This window comes from Galactobacillus timonensis (assembly GCF_900240265.1).
Taxonomy (GTDB): Bacteria; Bacillota_I; Bacilli_A; order Erysipelotrichales; family Erysipelotrichaceae; genus Bulleidia; species Bulleidia timonensis.
The window spans coordinates 908308-927201 of the sequence record NZ_LT964739.1; the positions used below are offsets into that span (position 1 = coordinate 908308).

Genomic DNA, 18894 nt, shown 5'->3' on the forward strand with positions numbered 1-18894 from the left:
TGAATCAAAAATGCGGAGCCATGGCATTTCAGCTTCGCATTTTTCGATGGGTTAATGCAGCGTAAGGGCTACTCGAGTCCGCGGACACGGATGACGTCATCGAGATCAGAGATCTCCTGAAGGATGGTATCATCGATGGCGGAATTGATGTCGAAGACAGAGTAGGCAATGGCGCCGACAGATTTGTTCGACATGTTTTCGATGTTGATCCGGTCCTTGGCAAAGACGGGCATGATCCTGCTCAGCATGCCGGGGACGTTGCGGTGGATGACGCAGATCCGTGCTTTGCCAGAGCGTTCCAGATAGACATTGGGCATGTTCACGGAGTTGCGGATGTTGCCGTTGCGCAGATATTCGTCCATTTCCATGGCGGCCATGCGTGCGCAGTTGCTTTCGGCTTCGATGGTTGTGCCGCCAAGATGCGGTGTCAGAATGACGTTCTTTGTATGAATCAGACGCTCCGTCGGAAAGTCGGCGACGTAGCGTGCCACTTTACCGGTATTTAATGCATGGATGATGGCATCTTCATCGACCACGGGTCCGCGTGCGTAGTTAATGATGCGGACACCGTTCTTCATGACAGCGATCGTTTTGTCATTGATCATGCCGCGGGTTTCTTCATTCAGCGGAACGTGGAGCGTGAGATAGTCGCACTGCTTCAGAAGTTCATAGAGGCTTGCGACGCGCTGTACGTGGCGGCTGATTTTCCATGCCGCATCGACGGAGAGGTAGGGGTCATAGGCCAGTACCTCCATGTTGAGCTCGAGAGCGATGTTGGCAACCAGGGAACCGACGTTGCCCGTTCCGATGACGCCCAGTACCTTGCCTGCATATTCGGGTCCGGCGAACTGTTTTTTGATCTTTTCCATCCGCTCTTCGATGGGGCCGTCGCTGCCGTCATAGGAGTAGACCCACTTCATGCCGTCGAATATGTCGCGGCTCGCCATCCCCAGGGCAAAGACAAACAGTTCTTTAACGCCGTTGGCATTTCCGCCAGGCGTGTTGAAGACGACGATGCCCTTTTCGGTGCACTCGTCGAGAGGAATGGTGTTGACGCCGATGCCGGCGCGGCCGATGCACTTGAGCTCGGGATTGAACGCGTAGTCATGCAGGTCGCTGGCCCGCACGAAGAGGGCATCGGGGTTCGACTCGCTGTCACTGATTTCGTAGTACGGTTCCTTCAGGATTTCGCGGCACGATGGTGAAATGTTGTTGAGTGTTCGAATGCGATACATAGGTTTTCCTTTCCGGCAGAGATTCTATGATCCCACCTTCCTGTATGTATGCGGCCATGGATCCGGTGAATCCAGCCGCTCAGTGTTCTTTATCAAACTGCGTAATGAAGTCGGCGAGACGTTCCACACCTTCCAGCGGCATGGCGTTGTAGATGGATGCACGCATGCCCTTGACGAGGCGGTGGCCCTTGAGATTGACGAGGCCCTGCTGCGCTGCTTCTTCGACAAACTCTGCATCTAGATCTGCGTCGCCGGTACGGAATGTTACGTTCATGGCGGAACGGGATCCCGGCCTTGCGTGGCAATGGAACAGACGCGAATCATCCAGGACGCGGTAGAGAATTTCGGATTTCTCTTTCCTGCGCTGTTCCATCGTTTCAATTCCGCCCGCGTTTTCAATCCATTCGAGAACCAGACCGACCATGTAGATGCACCAGCAGGGCGGTGTATTGTACATGCTGTCCTTGTCGATGAGCGTCTGATAGTTGAGCATCAGCGGTGTTTTGGGAAGTTCAGTGCCGGCCAGATCTTTGCGGATGATGACGATCGTTACTCCGGCCGGTCCCAGATTCTTCTGGGCGCCGGCATAGATGATGCCGTACCTTGAAACATCGACGCGGCGGCTGGCAAAGTCCGATGACATGTCACAGACAACGGGTACGCTGCCCGTATCCGGTGTATAGGACCATTCGGTTCCGTAAATCGTATTGTTAGCACAGTAATGGAAATAGGAGGCTCCCTGATCGATGTTCAGCTCACTCTGCGAAGGAATATGGTCATGGTCACTGTCAGCAGTGGAGCAGGCAATGGAAACTTCGCCATACTTCTTCGCCTCCTTCGCCGCTACTTCTGAGAAGTGGCCGGTAATGGCATAATCGGCTTTCCCGGTGCGGGAAATGAGGTTGAGCGGAACCATCGAAAACTGTGTCGATCCGCCGCCCTGCAGAAAGAGTATTTCATAGTTGTCCGGCACCTGCATCAGGCTGCGCAGACGGTTCTTTGTATCAAGGAAAATCTGCTGGAACATTGTTGAGCGGTGACTCATTTCCATTACCGACATGCCGGTGCCGTGGTAGTCCGTGATTTCATTTCCGGCCTTCTGCAAAACTTCGAGAGGCAGCTGCGACGGTCCCGCCGCAAAGTTGAATACGCGATTGCCCATAAGCTTCTCCATCTTTGTGTGCCATTATTTGACACTCCTACAGCTAAAGCACGTGGGATTCTTGAGAAGTCTGATTGCTTACGCAATCCTTATTCTCAAAGGGCTTGCCAACAGCCCTCTACACAGTCCCTCAAAGCTGAGGTTCTGTTTACCTTTCCTTGCGATGTTGCACGCTCCGTTGATGTCTGCGTTAACGAGCGTGTTTTCTTTGGTACTGTACAATCCCCGTTTGATGCGTTTGCCTGAGAATGTACCGGCATACGGATGTTTTGTGTCGTACACCGGAATCGCGTCACCGTCTAAGAACGATGCCTTTGACGTGTAAGATTCTTCCGTTTCGATGTATGCAATGCCGTATCGCTCGCACAGCGTTTTTAAGTACGTGCGAAGCTGATTAAACGGGATCTGAGTAAACTTCTGATTATTCGCTTTACCCATGTTGACCGACTGTTTCTGGTCAACGTTGTGTCCGACAATGAGCGTGCCGATATCATTGGCAATGCAGTAATCAACGATATGGCGTGCAGCCTTGTGCATGTAGTCTGTCACCTGCCGGTTACGCTTGTCTGTGATGCGGCTCATACGGGCTGTAAAGCCTTTGATGTTCTGATGGTCTTTGATCGATGCGTAGTGTGCAATCTGCCTGTTGTACCACTGGTTGATTGATTTGAGCTTACGTCCGTCAACGATGAAGGACGTCCCCGTGGTTGTTACACACGACGCAAGATTATCGAGCCCGACATCAATGGCTAATACATTGTCCGCATTCAGATTCTGCGGCTCTTCTTCCTGTTCGTAGCAGTACTGAATCTTCAGTGCCTTGCCGTTCAGAACGGGCACGATGCGTACTTCAGCGATGTGCCTGCCTGAAATTCTTTCAGGTACCGGAATACGTATGGAATCCAGATCCGGATGCTGCTTTGAGAACGTACGACTCATCGGAACGATCAAATTGCTGTTTTTGATGTTGATCGCGTTCGTTGACAGCACCAGCAGATACTTTCCGCCTTTCGTGCGGTAGTGTGGAATGCGCACTTTCTTGTCGTAGCTGCCGGACTTCTTTTTGCTCAGCAGCGCAAAGAACGACCGGAAGGCATGATCGCACGTCCGCAGGATCTGCTGAGAAATGCCGGCCTGCAGCAGCTTGTAATTTTCATTATCTTTGCAAAGATGGTAGTTCTCTTTATACCGCAGATACTTGTTCGTCGCAAAGAAATACTGACGGATCTGATACAGTCCAACGTTGTACAGATTGTTGGCATACGAGCACATCTCAAGGACCGCTTCGTACTGGTCCTTCGGCAGATGCCGAATGTAGTTTGTCTGCGTCAGATACATGACTTCACCTCCTTTCCACTTAAATTATACGGTAACAGCGGCCTTTCATTCCATGGCTAAAGCTCATGGGTTTTCCCGGCCGTTTTTTATAAGATCGCGGTTTGGCGGCTTTCGTTTACCGGCTTCAAATTCGAAAATCCACAGACAGATGAAAATAATGACGGAAAAAATGAAAAAAGCCTCCGGAGCGATTCTCCGGAAGCCTTTGCGCAAACGGTCAGCGGGCGTGCTTCATTGCCTTTTCGACGGCACGCTTGGCGTCGCGGTCCTTACTGGTCTGACGCTTGTCGTAGAGGTCTTTGCCCTTGGCAAGGGCGATCTCCATCTTTGCCAGCCCATTCTTCAGATACATGCGGACCGGAATCAGAGTATATCCCTTGAGGCGTACCTTGTCATAGAGCTTGCGGATCTCTGACTTATGCAGAAGAAGCTTGCGGTCACGCGTCTCATCGACGTTGAACACGTTGCCATAGCGGTAAGGCGAAATGTGCATCCCCTTGATCCACGCTTCGCCGTTGCGGATTGAGATGTAGGCATCCTTGAACTGCACCTTGCCGTCGCGGATCGATTTAATTTCGGTACCGGTCAGTACGATGCCGGTTTCGATCCGTTCTTCAAGGAAGTATTCATGCCTTGCCTTTCGGTTTTCTGCGACGATTTTCACCTTTTCCTTTTGTTCCATATCCTGATGCCTTTACAGATCCGTGGAAGGATCCTTTCTTTCCTGTTGCGTGTTTCCGTGATGCTGCAGAACGATTATACGGCTTCCTGTCACGGGAAGGATAACCGTCCCTTGTCTTCTCAGACTTCGGCGCAGCCGAGCGACGACGGTCACGGGATGACCGACGGTCGATGGATGGTTTCTTTGCCTGCCGCTTGTCAGTGTGTGTCTGATGCTCACCTTGACGTTTGGCGGCCGGTTTTCTGTCTTTGTTTGCACTGGAAGGCTGAACGAGTTCGAACGTTATCTGACCTTTCTCTTTATCGGCTTCCGCGACGGTGACGGTTACCTTCATGCCGACATGGTATTCGGCCTTGGGATACCAGGATACCAGGGCGAGACGGTCCGCATCATAGTCGAAGTCACCGGGCAGGCTGTAGATACTGACGAGGCCTTCGATGGTGTTGGGCAGCTGGACGAAGAAGCCGAACGAGGTGACGGAACTGATGATGCCTTCGACAACCTCGCCGACATGATCCTGCATATACTCGGCCTTCTTCATGTCTTCGCAGGCAAATTCGGCGTCGGCAGAGGCGCGTTCACGGATGCTCGACTGTTCTGCGTCATCGTCCATGCGCTTGTTGTCGGCGAACCTGTCGCCTTCCGCATTTTCATACATATACTTCCGCAGCATGCGGTGGACGATTAAATCCGGATAGCGGCGGATCGGTGACGTGAAATGGAGATAGTACTGCTCCGCCAGGCCGAAGTGTCCAAGGCAGCTCCTATCGTATCTTGCCTTCTGCATGCACCGGAGCATGGCCATGGAGAGAATCGGGTACTCGGGTGTATCTTCCAGACTGCCGAGATAGCTCTGAATGGCTTTCGGCGTAATGTCGCCCTTATAGGTGAAGGGATGATTGAGTACGTAGCCGATGCGCTGGAAGTCCTTGAGCTTGCGCGGCTTCGGTGTTTCATGGATACGGTAGACGCAGGGGATGTCCTTTGCGTTCATCAGTTCGGCAATCGCTACGTTGGCTGCGATCATGCAGTCTTCGATCATGCGTTCCGCGTGGCCGCGCTGGCGCATGCGGATATCGGTCGGGTGGCCGTTTTCGTCGACGATGATTTCGGCTTCCGGTGTATCGAAGTCGATGGCGCCTTTGCGGGTGCGCTCACTGCGGATTGCATCGGCGCAGTCGCGAAGATCAAAGAACAGTGAGCCCAGGAAGCTGTATTCCTTCTGCTTCTCTGCGTCACCGTCCAGAATCAGGTTGACGTTGTGATACGTCATGCGGGCAAAGGAACGGATATAGGAGGCATACACCATCTTTGAGGTGACGGTGCCGTCTTTGGCAACGTGCATTTCGCAGGTGTTGGTGAGGCGGACTACATGCGGATTCAGGGAACAGATGCCGTTGCTCAATTCTTCCGGCAGCATCGGTACGACGCGGTCGGTGACATAGGTGCTGCAGCCGCGCTTGTAGGCTTCCTTGTCGAGTGGAGAATCCTGGGTTACATAGTGCGAAACATCGGCAATCGAGACGCGCAGACGCCATCCGTCGCCGTCCTTTGCGACACTGACAGCGTCGTCGAAGTCCTTCGAATCGTCTCCGTCAATGGTGACGGTAGGATCTTCGGTGAGATTGACGCGCCCCTCAAGTTCTCCAGGCTGTACTTCCATGGGGATAGTTTTGACCTGTTCCTTTACATCGTCGGGGAAGACGGGATCGATTCCGCTTTCCAGAAGAACGGAAAGGATATCGACACCCGGCTCCTTGATATTTCCGATGGTTGCTTCATATGCGAGAACCAGCGGCTGGCCGTACTTTTCGATGGTGCAGATGATCTTGAGACCTTCCTGGGGCAGAAAGCCCTTCGGCAGGCGCAGATCGATGGATTTGTCCTGGAGCTGTTCATCGTCTGGGACGAAGTGAAGATGACGGTAATCCATGCGGAAGGTTCCGACAACGGTCGTCGTGGCATGCTTGACGACCTTGACAAGGCTGCCCTGAAGTTTTTCGCCGTAATCATCGTAATGGACATGGTTGACCAGAACGGTGTCGCCGTTCATGGCCGCGGTGAGCTCATCTGCCGGCACCATGATGGAGAGGTCGTTGTCGCGGTCGATGAAGCCGGTGCCGCGGCGGTTGATGTGGATGATGCCCTGAACATAGCCGGCCTGTTCGATGGTGGCGTAGGTACCGCCCTTCCTGCGGACGATCTGATCGTTTTCCTCCATGGTATCAAGGGTGTCGGCAAGCTCGATGAGTTCGCTGCTGCGCTTGAGGCCGAGGGCTTCAGCGATCATTTCCTTTGTATATGTATAAGGGCGCACACTGCTGAGCAGCTTCAGAATTGAGTCTTCCATGGTTTCATCTCCCTTTCTCTTCTTCGTTTTCTTTTATTATCGCAAAAAAAACAGCCGGGTGAATCATCACCCGGCCAGTGCTTCAGGATCTTAACGCAGACGAATCAGAATAACCAGAACAAAGAAGAGGATGCCCAGAATCATCGTCAGGTACGAGATGACTTTTTCGGGGCCGCGCTCTTTGACGTTGGCAAACAGATTCAGACCGCCGTTGCCTGTGAAGGCTCCGGAGATACCGTCAGATTTTCCGCTCTGCAGCAGTGTGATGATGATCATCAGCGCGCTGACAACCATTAACATTCCGTTCAGCATAGGATTGATACACTCCTTTCCACGTATGCTGTCACATTATAGCAGAGGGTCATTTTCAAGTAAACGCGCGATTTCAAGGCTGTCACTTTGCCGGTACGAAGGCGTAAAAAGCGTAGAAAACAGCTTTATAAAGGCACAATCGGGACAGGGTAAGGAAAATCGTAACTGCCGAAATAGGTACATAGAGACTTTCAGGCTTTGCCACTTTGCAGAAAGGAAAATCGCAGAATATACCGTAGTGAAGGCAAATTCAGAGGTTCTGCTTCATAATTGCATTACGGATATAGGTATATAGGTACTCTCTGACTTTGCCAGTAAGGAGATGGGAAAAGTTAGGCTTAATTTGCAGGTTGGTGATCTAGCCTAATAGGCAAATAGGTCAGTAGTCTTCATATCGCAGATCCTGAAGAAGTCAGAAACGTCATTGAGCACTGTTTTGACCTTCAGCAGTACCTCATCGGCATGCATTCNTAGGCTTAATTTGCAGGTTGGTGATCTAGCCTAATAGGCAAATAGGTCAGTAGTCTTCATATCGCAGATCCTGAAGAAGTCAGAAACGTCATTGAGCACTGTTTTGACCTTCAGCAGTACCTCATCGGCATGCATTCCTGCATACTTCCTTACCATTACCAATAGTGCAGCATATCTGTTGATGTACTTCGTTGCCACTCCTCTGTACCCACGGTTCCATTCATCAATCTTGGAATGGAAGGAGTTAACATTGTTCAGGTGGTCGATGGAAGTATAGGACTTGTGATCACCGAGAACTCGGAATTCGCAGTTCTTCCAAGCAAGTACTTTCTGATAGGCAGTCTTGCCATCAATCCATACAAAGCTATGCTCTGCAAAGTTTGGGCCGATCTTGGCAATGTCTTCTTCCTTCGGAGTAGCCATGTTGGTAGCTCTCAGTACTGCATCTCCTTCTCTCTGGACAGCAGTGACGAGGCATACCTGTTCATCGGAAAGGCCACGCTTTGAGGCTTTCTCTCCTCTGTGGCGCGGCTTAACATCTTCTCGTTTCTCGCCTTTATGGCTGTTCAGAATGTACTTCTCGTCCATCTCTATCTCGTTTGAAACCACTGTTTCGCTGGCAATGGATTCCAGAGCGTGCAGGAACTTCATCCGCATTCTCCAGACAGTATAGGTACTGATGCCAAGATTCTGAGCAGTCGTATGAACCGGAACCTGCTGAAGAGTATCCTTGATCAGCTGATCCCATTTGGAACGATCCTGCTGGGAATAGTAGGTAAGCTGTCCATAGTCGACTACAGTTCTGTGATTGCAGGAATGACATAGAAGCATCTGCTTTCCGGAATTGGCTCTGCCTCCTCTGGTCCAGTTCGGAGTCTCAGAACCGCACTTAGGGCATACCTTGATGCAGTAACTCTGAGAAGTTTTATTCAGGATGGCACAGTTTTCCAGATCAGACAGGAGCTTATCCTTCTGATACTGGTACAGACTTGAGTACATGCTGGTTATTTTCTGAAGATCTTCGGTATCTGACATGGTTTTCTGCCTCTCTCTAAGAGTAGTCTAAGCCGATACCCCATAAGCACTGTACTTATTCTGGTACAGTGCTCAAGAAAATCACCAAGTCGCTAATTAAGCCAAAAGTTAAGAAAAAGGCTTTGTAAAGGCACCATCCGGACGTTTGCAGAAAAATTGGAATCGCAGATATAGGTATATAGATACTTTGCCAGTACGAGAATGGAGAAAAGTGCTTGAAATGCTTTTGTACGGCCGTTTTCTTTGTGATGTTCGGTAAATCGGATTTGGTTTGTAGGTACATAATACGAAAGAGAACTCCCGGGGAAGGAGTTCTTTTCTAATGTAAACTATCAATTTCTTTGATTGGAGGGGGAAAGAAATTAATTGTTGTCTTCTTTTGGAAGACACTAATATCCTAGGAAGGAAATGTGAACTTAATGTGAACTCCTGGTGGAAAAATGACAAAATTGTGCGTAAATAAAGGAAACATTGAATGATATTGCGGCCGCTGGAACCTCTTTGTTCCATATACATTCCTTCGCTGGCGGTCTCATTGCGTTTTTCTTTCGTATAAAATGATGGGAAGGATTTCTGGACGGGGAGGGGGAACGATGCGCAGATCATACTATTCCGGATATGAACATGACGATGATACGCTGGATTTCGGCAGTTTCCGCGGAACGGGGAAGATGGAAGAACTGACGAAGGAATCCGGTGAAAAGGCTGTCGGCCCCAAGGTATGGAAATTTGCGCAGAACCATCCGCAGAAGATCCGTGTAATCGGGGGCGTTGAGCTTCCCGGGGAACATATGATTCATGTGACGGCATCCGTCGAAGACAGTATGTACTATTCGAGCGGCTATACGTCGGACTGCTATATCGACTTTGATCCGGATACGAGGAAGATCCTGAAGGGCGGCTGCACCTGTTATCAGGGCGTCAGCGGAAGGTGCTGCGATCATCAGGTCATTACGGCTGCCTGGCTTCTGGACCAATACGAAAAGAAAGGGGACTGGAGCTTTCTCCCGGAGCCTGAGACGGATCGGGGAATTGAAAGCGTCTTGACGGAGGCGGAGCCTGTATCCGTTTCGCCGGAGTCGCCGGTGCATTTGGAGCCGCTGATTGCGGAAAGCTGGCACAGCGGCATGCAGTTCCTGTTTCAGATCGGCTATCGCGGCAAGCACATGTACCAGGTGCGCAATGTCGGGGAGCTGGTCAGGGGCTGTGAGAACCATGACTTTCTGAGCTTTGGAAAGAACCTTGCCTTTACGGGATCACTGGATGTATTCGATGAGGAGTCGCGGCAGCTGATGGATCTGCTGCGGCTCGTGGACGGTACCTATTACGAGGACAGGAATGCGTCGATGCCGTTCAATCCGCTCGATGGCAGGGCCGTTACGTTGCAGGGAGAAATACTGGACCGTTTCTTTGATCTGGAAGAAGGAAAGCAGCTGCGGGCGATGAGGGGCAATTCGGTTCGTGCAGCCGTTGCGGTGCAGGTTGTAAAGGACGTATATAAACTTCCACTGATCTTTACGAAGACCAATGGCGGCTGGTATATCTGCAACGGCTCTGTGGATAATGTGCAGGGTGCTTCGTGGTGGTACATGGTGGTCTCTCAGGGAGATGAGGGCACTGTTCTGTATCGCGTTCCCCGCTCGAATAAAGAGTATGGGAAGGCGCTGAAGTTCATCGATACTCTTGAGGGGAAAATGAATTACGTTTCGACAAAGGATCTCGGGACGCTGTCGATCTTTCTGACGCCGCTGATGGAGGCGGGCTGCTTTGATCTGCAGGGCGATACGTATGTGCCGGAAAATGCAAACAAGGCGAGGCCGGTGTTCCGCATCTATCTCGATGCGCCGGACAGGAATATGATCATTGGGCGCTGCGATGCGGTATATCCGGATGAGAGCAGTTACAGCATCTGCGGCGGGGATGATCGTGATCTTGAAAGACGCAACCGGACGGCGGAACAGATTTTCCTGAACAGGCTGAAGCCGTGGTTCAACATCTATACGCCCCAGGAGCTGCGGGCGGATGAGGAGGCGTCGATGTACAACCTTCTCAAGACGGGGATTCCTGCTCTGCAGGATGTGGCGGAAGTGTATGTGAGCGATGCGCTGAAGCGGATGAATCTGGTGACGAACCGGCCGCGGTTCAAGGTCGGTGTCAGTGTGAAACACGACCTTCTGCAGCTGGATCTGGTGCCGGAAAATGTGTCGCTGGACCAGCTGGCAGATATTCTGAATCACTATGATCCAAAAAAGAAGTTCTACCGTCTCAGAAACGGTGCCTTCATTGAGCCTGACAAGGATCTGGGGGATCTGGAACAGCTGCGGGCGCAGCTCGGTCTGAGTGCGGCACAGCTGAAGAAGGGGACGGTGCAGCTGCCGAAGTACCGTGCCTACCACCTGTCACGTGAGCAGGAAGAAGATCCGGAGGCTCAGAAGTTTGACTTTGATGAAAGCTTCGGCTCCCTGGTCCGGGACATGAAGGATACGAGTGAGAAAAACTATCCACTGCCCGATATTCATGCGCAGCTTCGCCCGTATCAGATCGAAGGCTACCGGTGGTTATGTGCGTTGAGGGACAATGGCTTCGGCGGGCTTTTGGCAGATGAGATGGGTCTTGGCAAGACGCTGGAGACGATTGCCTTCCTTGCGGCCCGCAGCAGGGATGGTCGGACGCTGATTGTGTGTCCGGCATCGGTGGTGTACAACTGGGGCTCCGAGGTGCGCCGCTTTGCGCCGCAGCTGGAATGTCGCCTGATTACGGGGACGATGGAAATGCGCCATGAAAAGATTAAAGAAGCGGGGCCGAACGATATTCTGATCACGTCCTATGACAGTATGAAGCGGGACATGGAAGTGTATGATGCGATGGACTTTGCCTTTGAAGTGATCGATGAGGCGCAGTACATCAAGAATCCGGATACGCAGGCCGCTCAGGCGGTAAAGAGTATTCATGCAGGGTTCCGCATCGCTCTGACGGGTACGCCGATTGAGAACAGGCTTTCGGAGCTTTGGAGTATTTTTGACTATCTTCTGCCGGGGTATCTTTATAACTACACGCGGTTCCGTGATGAATATGAAAACCCGGTGGTGCGCGACGGGGATGAGGGTGCGGAGCTTCGTCTGAAGCAGATGATTGAGCCCTTTGTGCTGCGGCGTCTGAAGAGCAATGTGCTGAAGGATCTTCCGCCGAAGATTGAGGAAGTCAAGTATGCGGCACTGGAAGAAACGCAGAAGCAGCTCTATGATGCGACAGTTGCGCAGCTGAAGCTGATACTGGAGCGTCAGAGTGATGAGGAGTTCAGGGAAAATAAGATTGCGGTTCTGGCGCAGTTGACGAAGCTGCGGCAGATCTGCTGTGATCCGAGCCTGGTGTTTGATCATTATGATGGCAATAGTGCGAAAAAGGACCTTGCCATCGACATGGTGCAGGAAGCGATTGAAGGGGGACATAAGGTTCTGCTGTTTTCACAGTTTACAAGCATGCTCGACCTCTTGATGCGGAAGCTGAAGGAGAACGGCATCAATTACTATCTCTTGGAAGGAAAGACGCCGAAAGAGGAGCGGGCGCAGCTTGTGTCGCAGTTCCAGGACCTCAAAAACAAGGATGTTCCGGTGTTCTGCATTTCGCTCAAGGCCGGCGGTACGGGATTGAATCTAACGGCGGCGGACATTGTGATTCACTATGATCCGTGGTGGAATGTTTCGGTAGAAAACCAGGCATCGGACCGTGTGCATCGCATCGGTCAGAAGAACGTTGTGACGATTGAGAAACTGATCATGAAGGATACGGTTGAGGAGCGGATTCTGCAGCTGCAGACAGAAAAATCCGATCTTGCGGACCGGATTTTGTCGGGCGACGGATTCTCGAGCGCCAAACTGACGCGCCAGGATCTGCTGGGTCTTCTTTAACGGATGCGATAGGGTGCTCTGGGCATGGGTTCAAGCCCGGGGCGCTCATTTGTTAAGGAGGCGGCGGCCCACATTAAATTGACAGCGGCAGTACGCAGACGAATCGCATCTTCCTCGTTCATCACCGTGGTAATAACCATGCCATAGGGGCCAAAGATGCGGATCATCGAGGCACAGTTCAGAAGGTTATCGATTTCCGAGAGATCCATGCCGGATGCCTGACTGCGCGTGATGCCGATGACAGATACCGGCTTATGACGAAGAACGTCGGGACGGGATGTACAGAGACGTTTGATGAGATTGATGAATGTGATGTCTGGGCAGCCATAAAGCAGTGATGTCAGAAACAGTATGCCGTCACTGTCAGAGACGGCGTTGACTATATCCCCAAGCGCGTCATCAAATGTGCAGGAATGCGTACGCGCGCATTTGCCGCAGCCGGTGCATGGGTGCAGAGCAGAAGGAACAGAAATAAACTGAAGCTCTGCACCAGATGCGTCGGCCATGGGCTGGATAATATGATCCGGCCCATCGTCTTTTCGATCTTCCGTTTTCAGTACCAGGATCTTCATAGGTGGCCTAATTTCGCTCTTTCCATTTTACTGTCACCATGGTATTATTAACAAGCTATGAGTGCTTAGCTCAGTTGGGAGAGCACTTCCTTGACGTGGAAGGGGTCATGGGTTCGAGTCCCTTAGCGCTCACCATTTATAGTCTGGAATGCCGCATAACAGTGCGGTTTTTCTTTACTCTTGCGAAATTCGTATAGTAATTCGTAGAAATTAACGATGGAAAGCAATGCTGATTAAAGAGCATCATACGAATGAAACGCATTGTCTGGTTAATTACGGGCTGATTAGCTCAAGCTATTTTTCCTTCTCTTGAATACCGCTTTTCAAACCTGGGAAAAGCTTTATCAATTCTTGCTCGAAAGTTCCATTTTTTGAATATTTCAAAGCATCACACTTGCGAATAATATTCTTTTCAATCGTTATATTGTTGCTGAATCCAAGAATGTAGGAAAGGCAGATCCGATAGATAATTTCAGTTGGTGTAAGTCCATAAACCTGCTTTGCAAAGATATGATTCAGTCTCTTTACAGGGTCGGGATAGAGTTCCTGAAGCCTTGGGCTGTTATACAGACGTTTAACAATTTCTGTGATATACATTCCCGACTTCATATAGAGATCTGCAAAGGTAACATCATCGCGATCAAAACAGCCAGGATTCTCTTTCTCGAGCAGGTCAACCATTTCCTTGACAACCTTGCGGGGAGTGAAGATCTGGTTGGTCTTCTGGGGCGGAATATAATCGAAAATATCTTTCTGGTTCGTTTCATCAAAATAGTTGGAAAGCTTATTCTTCAGATTCATGAATTCGGTCACTGAATCGTTGAATACAACTCCATCGAACAGATGCCCGGGATAGTGTTTCGTCGTGCCATCATTTGCTTGGTAATCACCACCATCGCGAAGGAATCGGAATTGCTCCAGACTAATGCTCGTAACTTCAATGAACACGTTATCAGGGACAATTGCATCGAAGTTCTCAAGCGTAATCTTGGCATCACTCCCATATGCCATAAGAAATGATGGAATGGTCCTCGCAAATCCACGAAGAGGGCCGCGAACTTCATCCTCTACAGAATCGTTTTTTCGCTGCTGAATAGCCGTTTCCACATGTCTGACTGCATCTGTTTGAGCAGTGGAAACGATTGTGTTGATGACGCTAACCAGGTCTTGACTGAAGCTTTCTTCTGCCTGCTTCTGCATCGCGTCAAACTTTTCATTGATTACGGCATCCTGTTCCGCAGTATCGCTTTTATTGAGCTCTTGCTTTCGCTCTGCCTCCCGATTGCTCTGTTGAACATTGAAATCGGTAAATTTGTGTTCAACTTCAGCATCCACTGTGTTGGTGATTGTGCTATTCAGATTCTTCAAGTCCGGTCAGTCATTGATGATTCCTATATCAGGAAATTTCAGTAATTGCAGCAGAGATTACTCAGAATGCGTGATTTCAATATATCATGCATGCATATCCGTGACCAGTGGGTTTATTTCCATTGATTCAGTCCCTCAAAGCTATCAGCAGAAATGCATGCAGACAAAAGGGCTGACAGATTGCCAGCCCGACGTTAATTGTCGGGTCTCCAAAATCCTTGGGGGAGTGAAGTTTGGGGGACCACTTTGGGGGACCTCCTGAATTCAACTTTGGGGGACCGGGATTCATTTGAATTTTATTGACATATTTCAAGAATAAAAGGAAAGAGTGACCAGCGGGGATATACCTTGCCAGCCACTCTTTTTCGCTCCTATCATGGTGATTGCTGAGTCAACGACGAAGGAGCGATGATTAACAAAGAAAGTATAACAAGGATTTTGAGACTTGGTGATGATTCTGCAGACGTCACCGATGTTCAGATAAGCAGCGACACTATTGAGGTCACTCTGCAGAAGAAAGATCAGGTGATGTTCTGCCCTGAATGCGGATGCCGGATGGAATCTAAAGGTATTCGTGTGCGAAAGGTAAACCACCCTGTCATGCAGGACGGCTATAAGCTGATTCTGCACGTCAAAGAACGCAAGTGGCACTGCCGAAACTGTAATTTCTATACGCACGACCGATTCAATTTTCTGGAGGACTACAAGCAGAACACCTCGCTGGTCCCGATCATGATCGTAAATGAGATGAAAGACCTGCATGTCACGGCCAGGCAGGTTGCTGTACGCTTCAATGTATCAGATACCTATGTTATGACAACATTTATGCAGTACGTGAATATGCCCCGCCTGAAATTCACGGAGGCGATCTGTGTGGATGAGGTTCACATGGTATATGACCGTAGAGATCTGTACAGCCTGGTAATCATGGATTTCAAGAGCGGTCAGGTGATTGATATGCTGCCAAACAGCTATGAGAGCACTTCACAGGAATACTTCCTCAATATCCCGAGGGAAGAGCGTGCAGGCGTCAAGTATCTGATCTGCGATATGTACAAGCCATATATCAATTACGTGCAGAGATACTTCTACAATGCCATTGCGATCGTTGATAGTTTTCATGTGATTCAGCTGATCATCAACCGGATCAGGCAGTATATTCGCATGGTCATGAAGAAATATCAGGAGCTCGACAGAAAGGAACTGAAAGAAAAGAATTACAGAAATAACGCAAGCCATAAGACGATGCGTGAATCACGCGAGGTCACTTATCTGAGACGTTATGACTACTTCCTTCTGAAAAATCATGATGACATCGACTTCACGGCTGGCTGGCGTACTTCAAAACGCGGAAATGAATATTACTTTGATCCCTACGTTTATGAGAAGAATTTCTTGGGACTGGACAAGAACTTTTCGAAGATTCGTGACCTCAAAGAATTGTATGTCCAATTCAATAAGAGACACGTCAACGATCCCGAAGGAGCTTCGGAAGATCTGAATAAGATCATTGATACTTATCAGAACAGTGATCTCTCCATGTTCAGGGAGATTGCTGTCACTCTGAAGACGTATCATGACAACATCGTCAACTCTTTTACCTACATCTCCGGAGCTGACAGAAAGAACTCTAACGAGATGATGACACGACTGTCCAACGGCCCCATGGAGGGATTTAACGTCCTGCCAAAGGATCTCAAAAGACAATCCAGAGGCGTCAGTAATTTCGAATACACCCGCAACAGAATCCTTTGGGCAACACGTGAGCAGAAACCAATGCTTGCGATACCTCGCAGCCGCGAAGACGTTCATACTTCTACCGGAAAGAAGCGCGGCCCATACAGTAAACAAAGCGGCAAGCAGGATACCTCATTAGATAAATAATACGGAGGAAAGTCGTTGACGCAGCACTCCTGCCAGATCGATGACAGAGGATCATCTCTTCTGTCATACTGCCCCACAAGAAAATCCGGAAGCCAAAGGTCACATCACTGTGAACCCGGCAGCTTCCGGACCTTTTTCATTTCAGAGTCATTTCAGGGCCTCTCCCCCAAAGTCTCCCCCAAACTCAACACGCTTTCTCCCCCAAAGTCTCCCCCAAGGTTTTGGGCTTCTCCCCCAACCTTTTTGGAGAGCCTAATTGTCTCAATTAATCAGTTCTGCATGAATTGTTATACGGAAGCACTGATTCTGTTTTCTCAGCGGAATACCACAAATGTATTAGCTACCGACATCACTGTAATCAGAATTCCGTTCAGGAATGCCGCAGTCCAGACATTGCCTGTCTTCTTATAGAGTGCTCTTGAGATCACAGCAGCAACTGCCAGTGTAGGAACCATAGCGATAATCATGATTCCGGATAATGCAGCATCCGGATAAAAAGCAGTTCCGGTCGCAAATAGCGTCCCATATTGAATGACCACCCATAATGCAGGTCCGCCAGCATTCATCAGCACAGCGGTCACATAGCCTTTCCATCCTTGAAGATTCTCTTTATTCGTATTCACGGTAATGCTGATGGTAGACATCAGGTAGTACAGCAGGAAGCTTGGAATATACCGGATCATTGCCGGCAGATACGATGCATCAAATGTCTTGAACGCAAATGTCCAGATTCGGAAGTCTGTCTTGAAGACTGCATCTACCAGGAACAGTACTGCATAGCCTGCAACCACCGCCAGCAATCCAGCACACAATCCAGCAAGAATGGTCTTCGGTTTCCATACGATACCATAGTCTTTCCAAGTATAACCCTGCTTTGCCAGCATGAACGTATATACCAGACTCAGAACCACTGCACAGATCAGTCCGCTTGCCACAGTCCAGTAGACAATGGAATTCAGACCGACCGCTGTCCAGAACTGATTATTGCTGTACATCGTAGTTCTGCATACGACTGCAAGCAGGCAGCTGAATAGAACTGCGCATCCTGCGCCGATTCGAGTATTCTTTTCCTTATTCCGGAATAATGCAATCACTCCAGCAGCAGCCGACGCAATGGCCAGCCAGAAGAGCACCAGCACACTTCCAGTACCAGGCTGCCCGTTCACAAGGCCATAGAAGAAGATGGACGGAAGCAGTGATGCAATGATCAGAACGATGACTGACGCCGCTCTGGAACTTCCTTTCTCAGCAGGCGACACTGCAAGTTCGCCAGTAGCAGCTGCTGAGAATACCGGAACCTCCGTAAACAGTTCTCCGAAAGCGATCAGCAGAATCACAAACCCGATCAGTGCGATGCACTCACATGCTTCTTTCCACTGCCAGATCTGACTGTCAGCTGAAATATCCTTCAGCTGGCTGCTGTAGTCTGCAAATGCAGTCATGAAGAAGCTGATCGCATCTGCTGTTGTTGTCTTGGAAAAGTGGTTCCATGGATGCGTCTGTGCAGGTTCATAAACTATCCGATTCCCGCCATCTGCCGTTTCATACCAGGTTCCCGGAGTTCCTGGCTTTGTAAGCTCCAGGAATGTCTCACCATCAGAAGTTGAAACGAAGTCTTTCTTTCTGACCGTTCCTTCCTCTTCCCCTGCATTGAAGAAGAACTCATCATACTGCGCAGCAACCTTTCCCATATATCTGCCGCCGCCCAGTGCGTCTGCAGTCGCCGCATCAATATTCAGAATCGAACTGTAGCTGAAGTCAGAGCCTTCTGTAAGACCCGCAAAAACTTTTCGAATTCCTGTCTCTGCATACTGACTTTCATCCATTGCAAGCGCCATCGTCGTAGAGAAACCGCCCATGGAATGACCTTCAATGCCGATGATTCCATTTCCATCGGAATCTTTCAGCACATACGGCTGCTCATACATATACTGCACTGCGTCATTCATGGAATTCAGCCAGAAAGGCAGCCATACTCCGAAGAACGAGGCATCGCTGTAATTCTCTTCTGACAGATTTGAATGACCATGATCATACTGGTCCAGCGCCAGGACAACAAAGCCTCTTCTGGACAGTTCAATTGCATTGGCATCCTGCATTTCACAGGAATTCAGATAGCCATGCGTGACAATGATCGTAGGTGCCGGATTGTCTTCAGATACATCCTTCGGCATGTACAGAAGTCCGCTCAGTTCTCCATGTCCGCCATCAAAGCGGATCCGGCTCACCTTTACGGAGCCCATTCCGGAGTTGAACAGACTTGCAAAAATACTACCGACCAGCGTTAAAACAATTCCGATGCAGAAAAGCTTCTTCAGGTGCTGTTTGGTTTTCATGAATTTTCCCCTTCTAGAAATTATTAGAAACCTGCAGGCATGAATCTCTGAACTCATTATAGTCTAATCCCGTATACATGGAATAGGGGATGGACTAGTTTTTTTCTTCACAACGTTTTCTCTTTTAAGAGACCCTCAGAAATCATCAGGCCGGAAGGTATCATCGCATGATGAAATCGATATTTAACAAGAAACCAGGAAATGAATAGAGTAGACGTTATCGTCTGAAAGGGGAATCTCC

General features: G+C 49.7%; 12 protein-coding genes and 1 tRNA gene. 3 read left to right on the forward strand and 10 right to left on the reverse strand.

Going from position 1 to position 18894, the window contains the following annotated elements; genetic code table 11:
* Nucleotides 1-68 precede the first annotated feature (68 nt).
* From C1714_RS04285 to C1714_RS04315, 7 genes are all read right to left on the reverse strand, one after another.
* Entirely contained in the window at nt 69-1235 is a 1167-nt protein-coding gene (locus C1714_RS04285; RefSeq protein ID WP_102342031.1) for a phosphoglycerate dehydrogenase, read from the reverse strand.
* A gap of 79 nt (nt 1236-1314) precedes the next feature.
* Nucleotides 1315-2397, reverse strand: a complete 1083-nt coding sequence (gene serC / locus C1714_RS04290; protein WP_102342032.1) for a 3-phosphoserine/phosphohydroxythreonine transaminase — start codon at nt 2395-2397, stop codon at nt 1315-1317.
* Nucleotides 2398-2475: 78 nt separating this feature from the next.
* On the reverse strand, nt 2476-3735 hold the full coding sequence (locus C1714_RS04295) for an RNA-guided endonuclease InsQ/TnpB family protein (RefSeq protein ID WP_102342033.1): 1260 nt from the start codon (nt 3733-3735) through the stop codon (nt 2476-2478).
* A gap of 217 nt (nt 3736-3952) precedes the next feature.
* Complete coding sequence (gene smpB / locus C1714_RS04300) at nt 3953-4417, reverse strand: SsrA-binding protein SmpB (RefSeq protein WP_102342034.1); 465 nt, start codon at nt 4415-4417, stop codon at nt 3953-3955.
* Nucleotides 4362-6767 carry a ribonuclease R gene (rnr, locus tag C1714_RS04305; RefSeq protein WP_102342035.1) on the reverse strand — a complete coding sequence of 802 codons (2406 nt, stop codon included), beginning with the start codon at nt 6765-6767 and terminating at the stop codon, nt 4362-4364. Before rnr ends, smpB begins: the two co-directional genes overlap by 56 nt.
* 90 nt (nt 6768-6857) lie before the next feature.
* Nucleotides 6858-7079: a preprotein translocase subunit SecG gene (secG, locus tag C1714_RS04310; RefSeq protein ID WP_102342036.1), complete on the reverse strand. Its 222-nt coding sequence runs from the start codon at nt 7077-7079 to the stop codon at nt 6858-6860.
* 501 nt (nt 7080-7580) lie between these two features.
* Nucleotides 7581-8585: an IS1595 family transposase gene (locus tag C1714_RS04315; RefSeq protein WP_102342037.1), complete on the reverse strand. Its 1005-nt coding sequence runs from the start codon at nt 8583-8585 to the stop codon at nt 7581-7583.
* 593 nt (nt 8586-9178) lie between these two features.
* Here C1714_RS04315 and C1714_RS04320 point away from each other — a divergent pair.
* A complete protein-coding gene (locus C1714_RS04320) occupies nt 9179-12493 on the forward strand; it encodes a DEAD/DEAH box helicase (RefSeq protein ID WP_167849925.1) in 3315 nt (1104 codons plus the stop codon).
* Here the strand turns inward: C1714_RS04320 and C1714_RS04325 are convergent.
* A complete protein-coding gene (locus tag C1714_RS04325; RefSeq protein WP_102342039.1) occupies nt 12490-13065 on the reverse strand; it encodes an NAD(P)H-dependent oxidoreductase in 576 nt (191 codons plus the stop codon). The two genes, C1714_RS04320 and C1714_RS04325, sit on opposite strands and share 4 nt — an antisense overlap.
* Before the next feature lie 59 nt (nt 13066-13124).
* Here C1714_RS04325 and C1714_RS04330 point away from each other — a divergent pair.
* Nucleotides 13125-13200 (forward strand) — tRNA-Val (locus C1714_RS04330).
* 159 nt (nt 13201-13359) lie between these two features.
* Here C1714_RS04330 and C1714_RS04335 read toward each other — a convergent pair.
* A complete protein-coding gene (locus tag C1714_RS04335) occupies nt 13360-14433 on the reverse strand; it encodes a hypothetical protein (protein WP_210115251.1) in 1074 nt (357 codons plus the stop codon).
* Nucleotides 14434-14841: 408 nt separating this feature from the next.
* Here C1714_RS04335 and C1714_RS04340 point away from each other — a divergent pair, with 408 nt between their 5' ends.
* Nucleotides 14842-16317 carry an ISL3 family transposase gene (locus C1714_RS04340; protein WP_102341451.1) on the forward strand — a complete coding sequence of 492 codons (1476 nt, stop codon included), beginning with the start codon at nt 14842-14844 and terminating at the stop codon, nt 16315-16317.
* 314 nt (nt 16318-16631) lie between these two features.
* On the opposite strand, the gene C1714_RS04345 is transcribed toward C1714_RS04340, so the two are convergent.
* Nucleotides 16632-18653: an alpha/beta hydrolase family protein gene (locus C1714_RS04345; RefSeq protein ID WP_102342040.1), complete on the reverse strand. Its 2022-nt coding sequence runs from the start codon at nt 18651-18653 to the stop codon at nt 16632-16634.
* Nucleotides 18654-18894 lie beyond the last annotated feature (241 nt).

Excerpts from the sequence above, each read along its gene's own strand:
- C1714_RS04340 (WP_102341451.1), top strand. The coding sequence starts at position 14,842 with ATGATTAACAAAGAAAGTATAACAAGGATTTTGAGACTTGGTGATGAT.
- C1714_RS04345 (WP_102342040.1), bottom strand. The coding sequence starts at position 18,653 with ATGAAAACCAAACAGCACCTGAAGAAGCTTTTCTGCATCGGAATTGTT.
- serC (WP_102342032.1), bottom strand. The coding sequence starts at position 2,397 with ATGGGCAATCGCGTATTCAACTTTGCGGCGGGACCGTCGCAGCTGCCT.
- secG (WP_102342036.1), bottom strand. The coding sequence starts at position 7,079 with ATGCTGAACGGAATGTTAATGGTTGTCAGCGCGCTGATGATCATCATC.
- rnr (WP_102342035.1), bottom strand. The coding sequence starts at position 6,767 with ATGGAAGACTCAATTCTGAAGCTGCTCAGCAGTGTGCGCCCTTATACA.
- C1714_RS04320 (WP_167849925.1), top strand. The coding sequence starts at position 9,179 with ATGCGCAGATCATACTATTCCGGATATGAACATGACGATGATACGCTG.
- C1714_RS04285 (WP_102342031.1), bottom strand. The coding sequence starts at position 1,235 with ATGTATCGCATTCGAACACTCAACAACATTTCACCATCGTGCCGCGAA.
- C1714_RS04325 (WP_102342039.1), bottom strand. The coding sequence starts at position 13,065 with ATGAAGATCCTGGTACTGAAAACGGAAGATCGAAAAGACGATGGGCCG.
- smpB (WP_102342034.1), bottom strand. The coding sequence starts at position 4,417 with ATGGAACAAAAGGAAAAGGTGAAAATCGTCGCAGAAAACCGAAAGGCA.
- C1714_RS04315 (WP_102342037.1), bottom strand. The coding sequence starts at position 8,585 with ATGTCAGATACCGAAGATCTTCAGAAAATAACCAGCATGTACTCAAGT.
- C1714_RS04295 (WP_102342033.1), bottom strand. The coding sequence starts at position 3,735 with ATGTATCTGACGCAGACAAACTACATTCGGCATCTGCCGAAGGACCAG.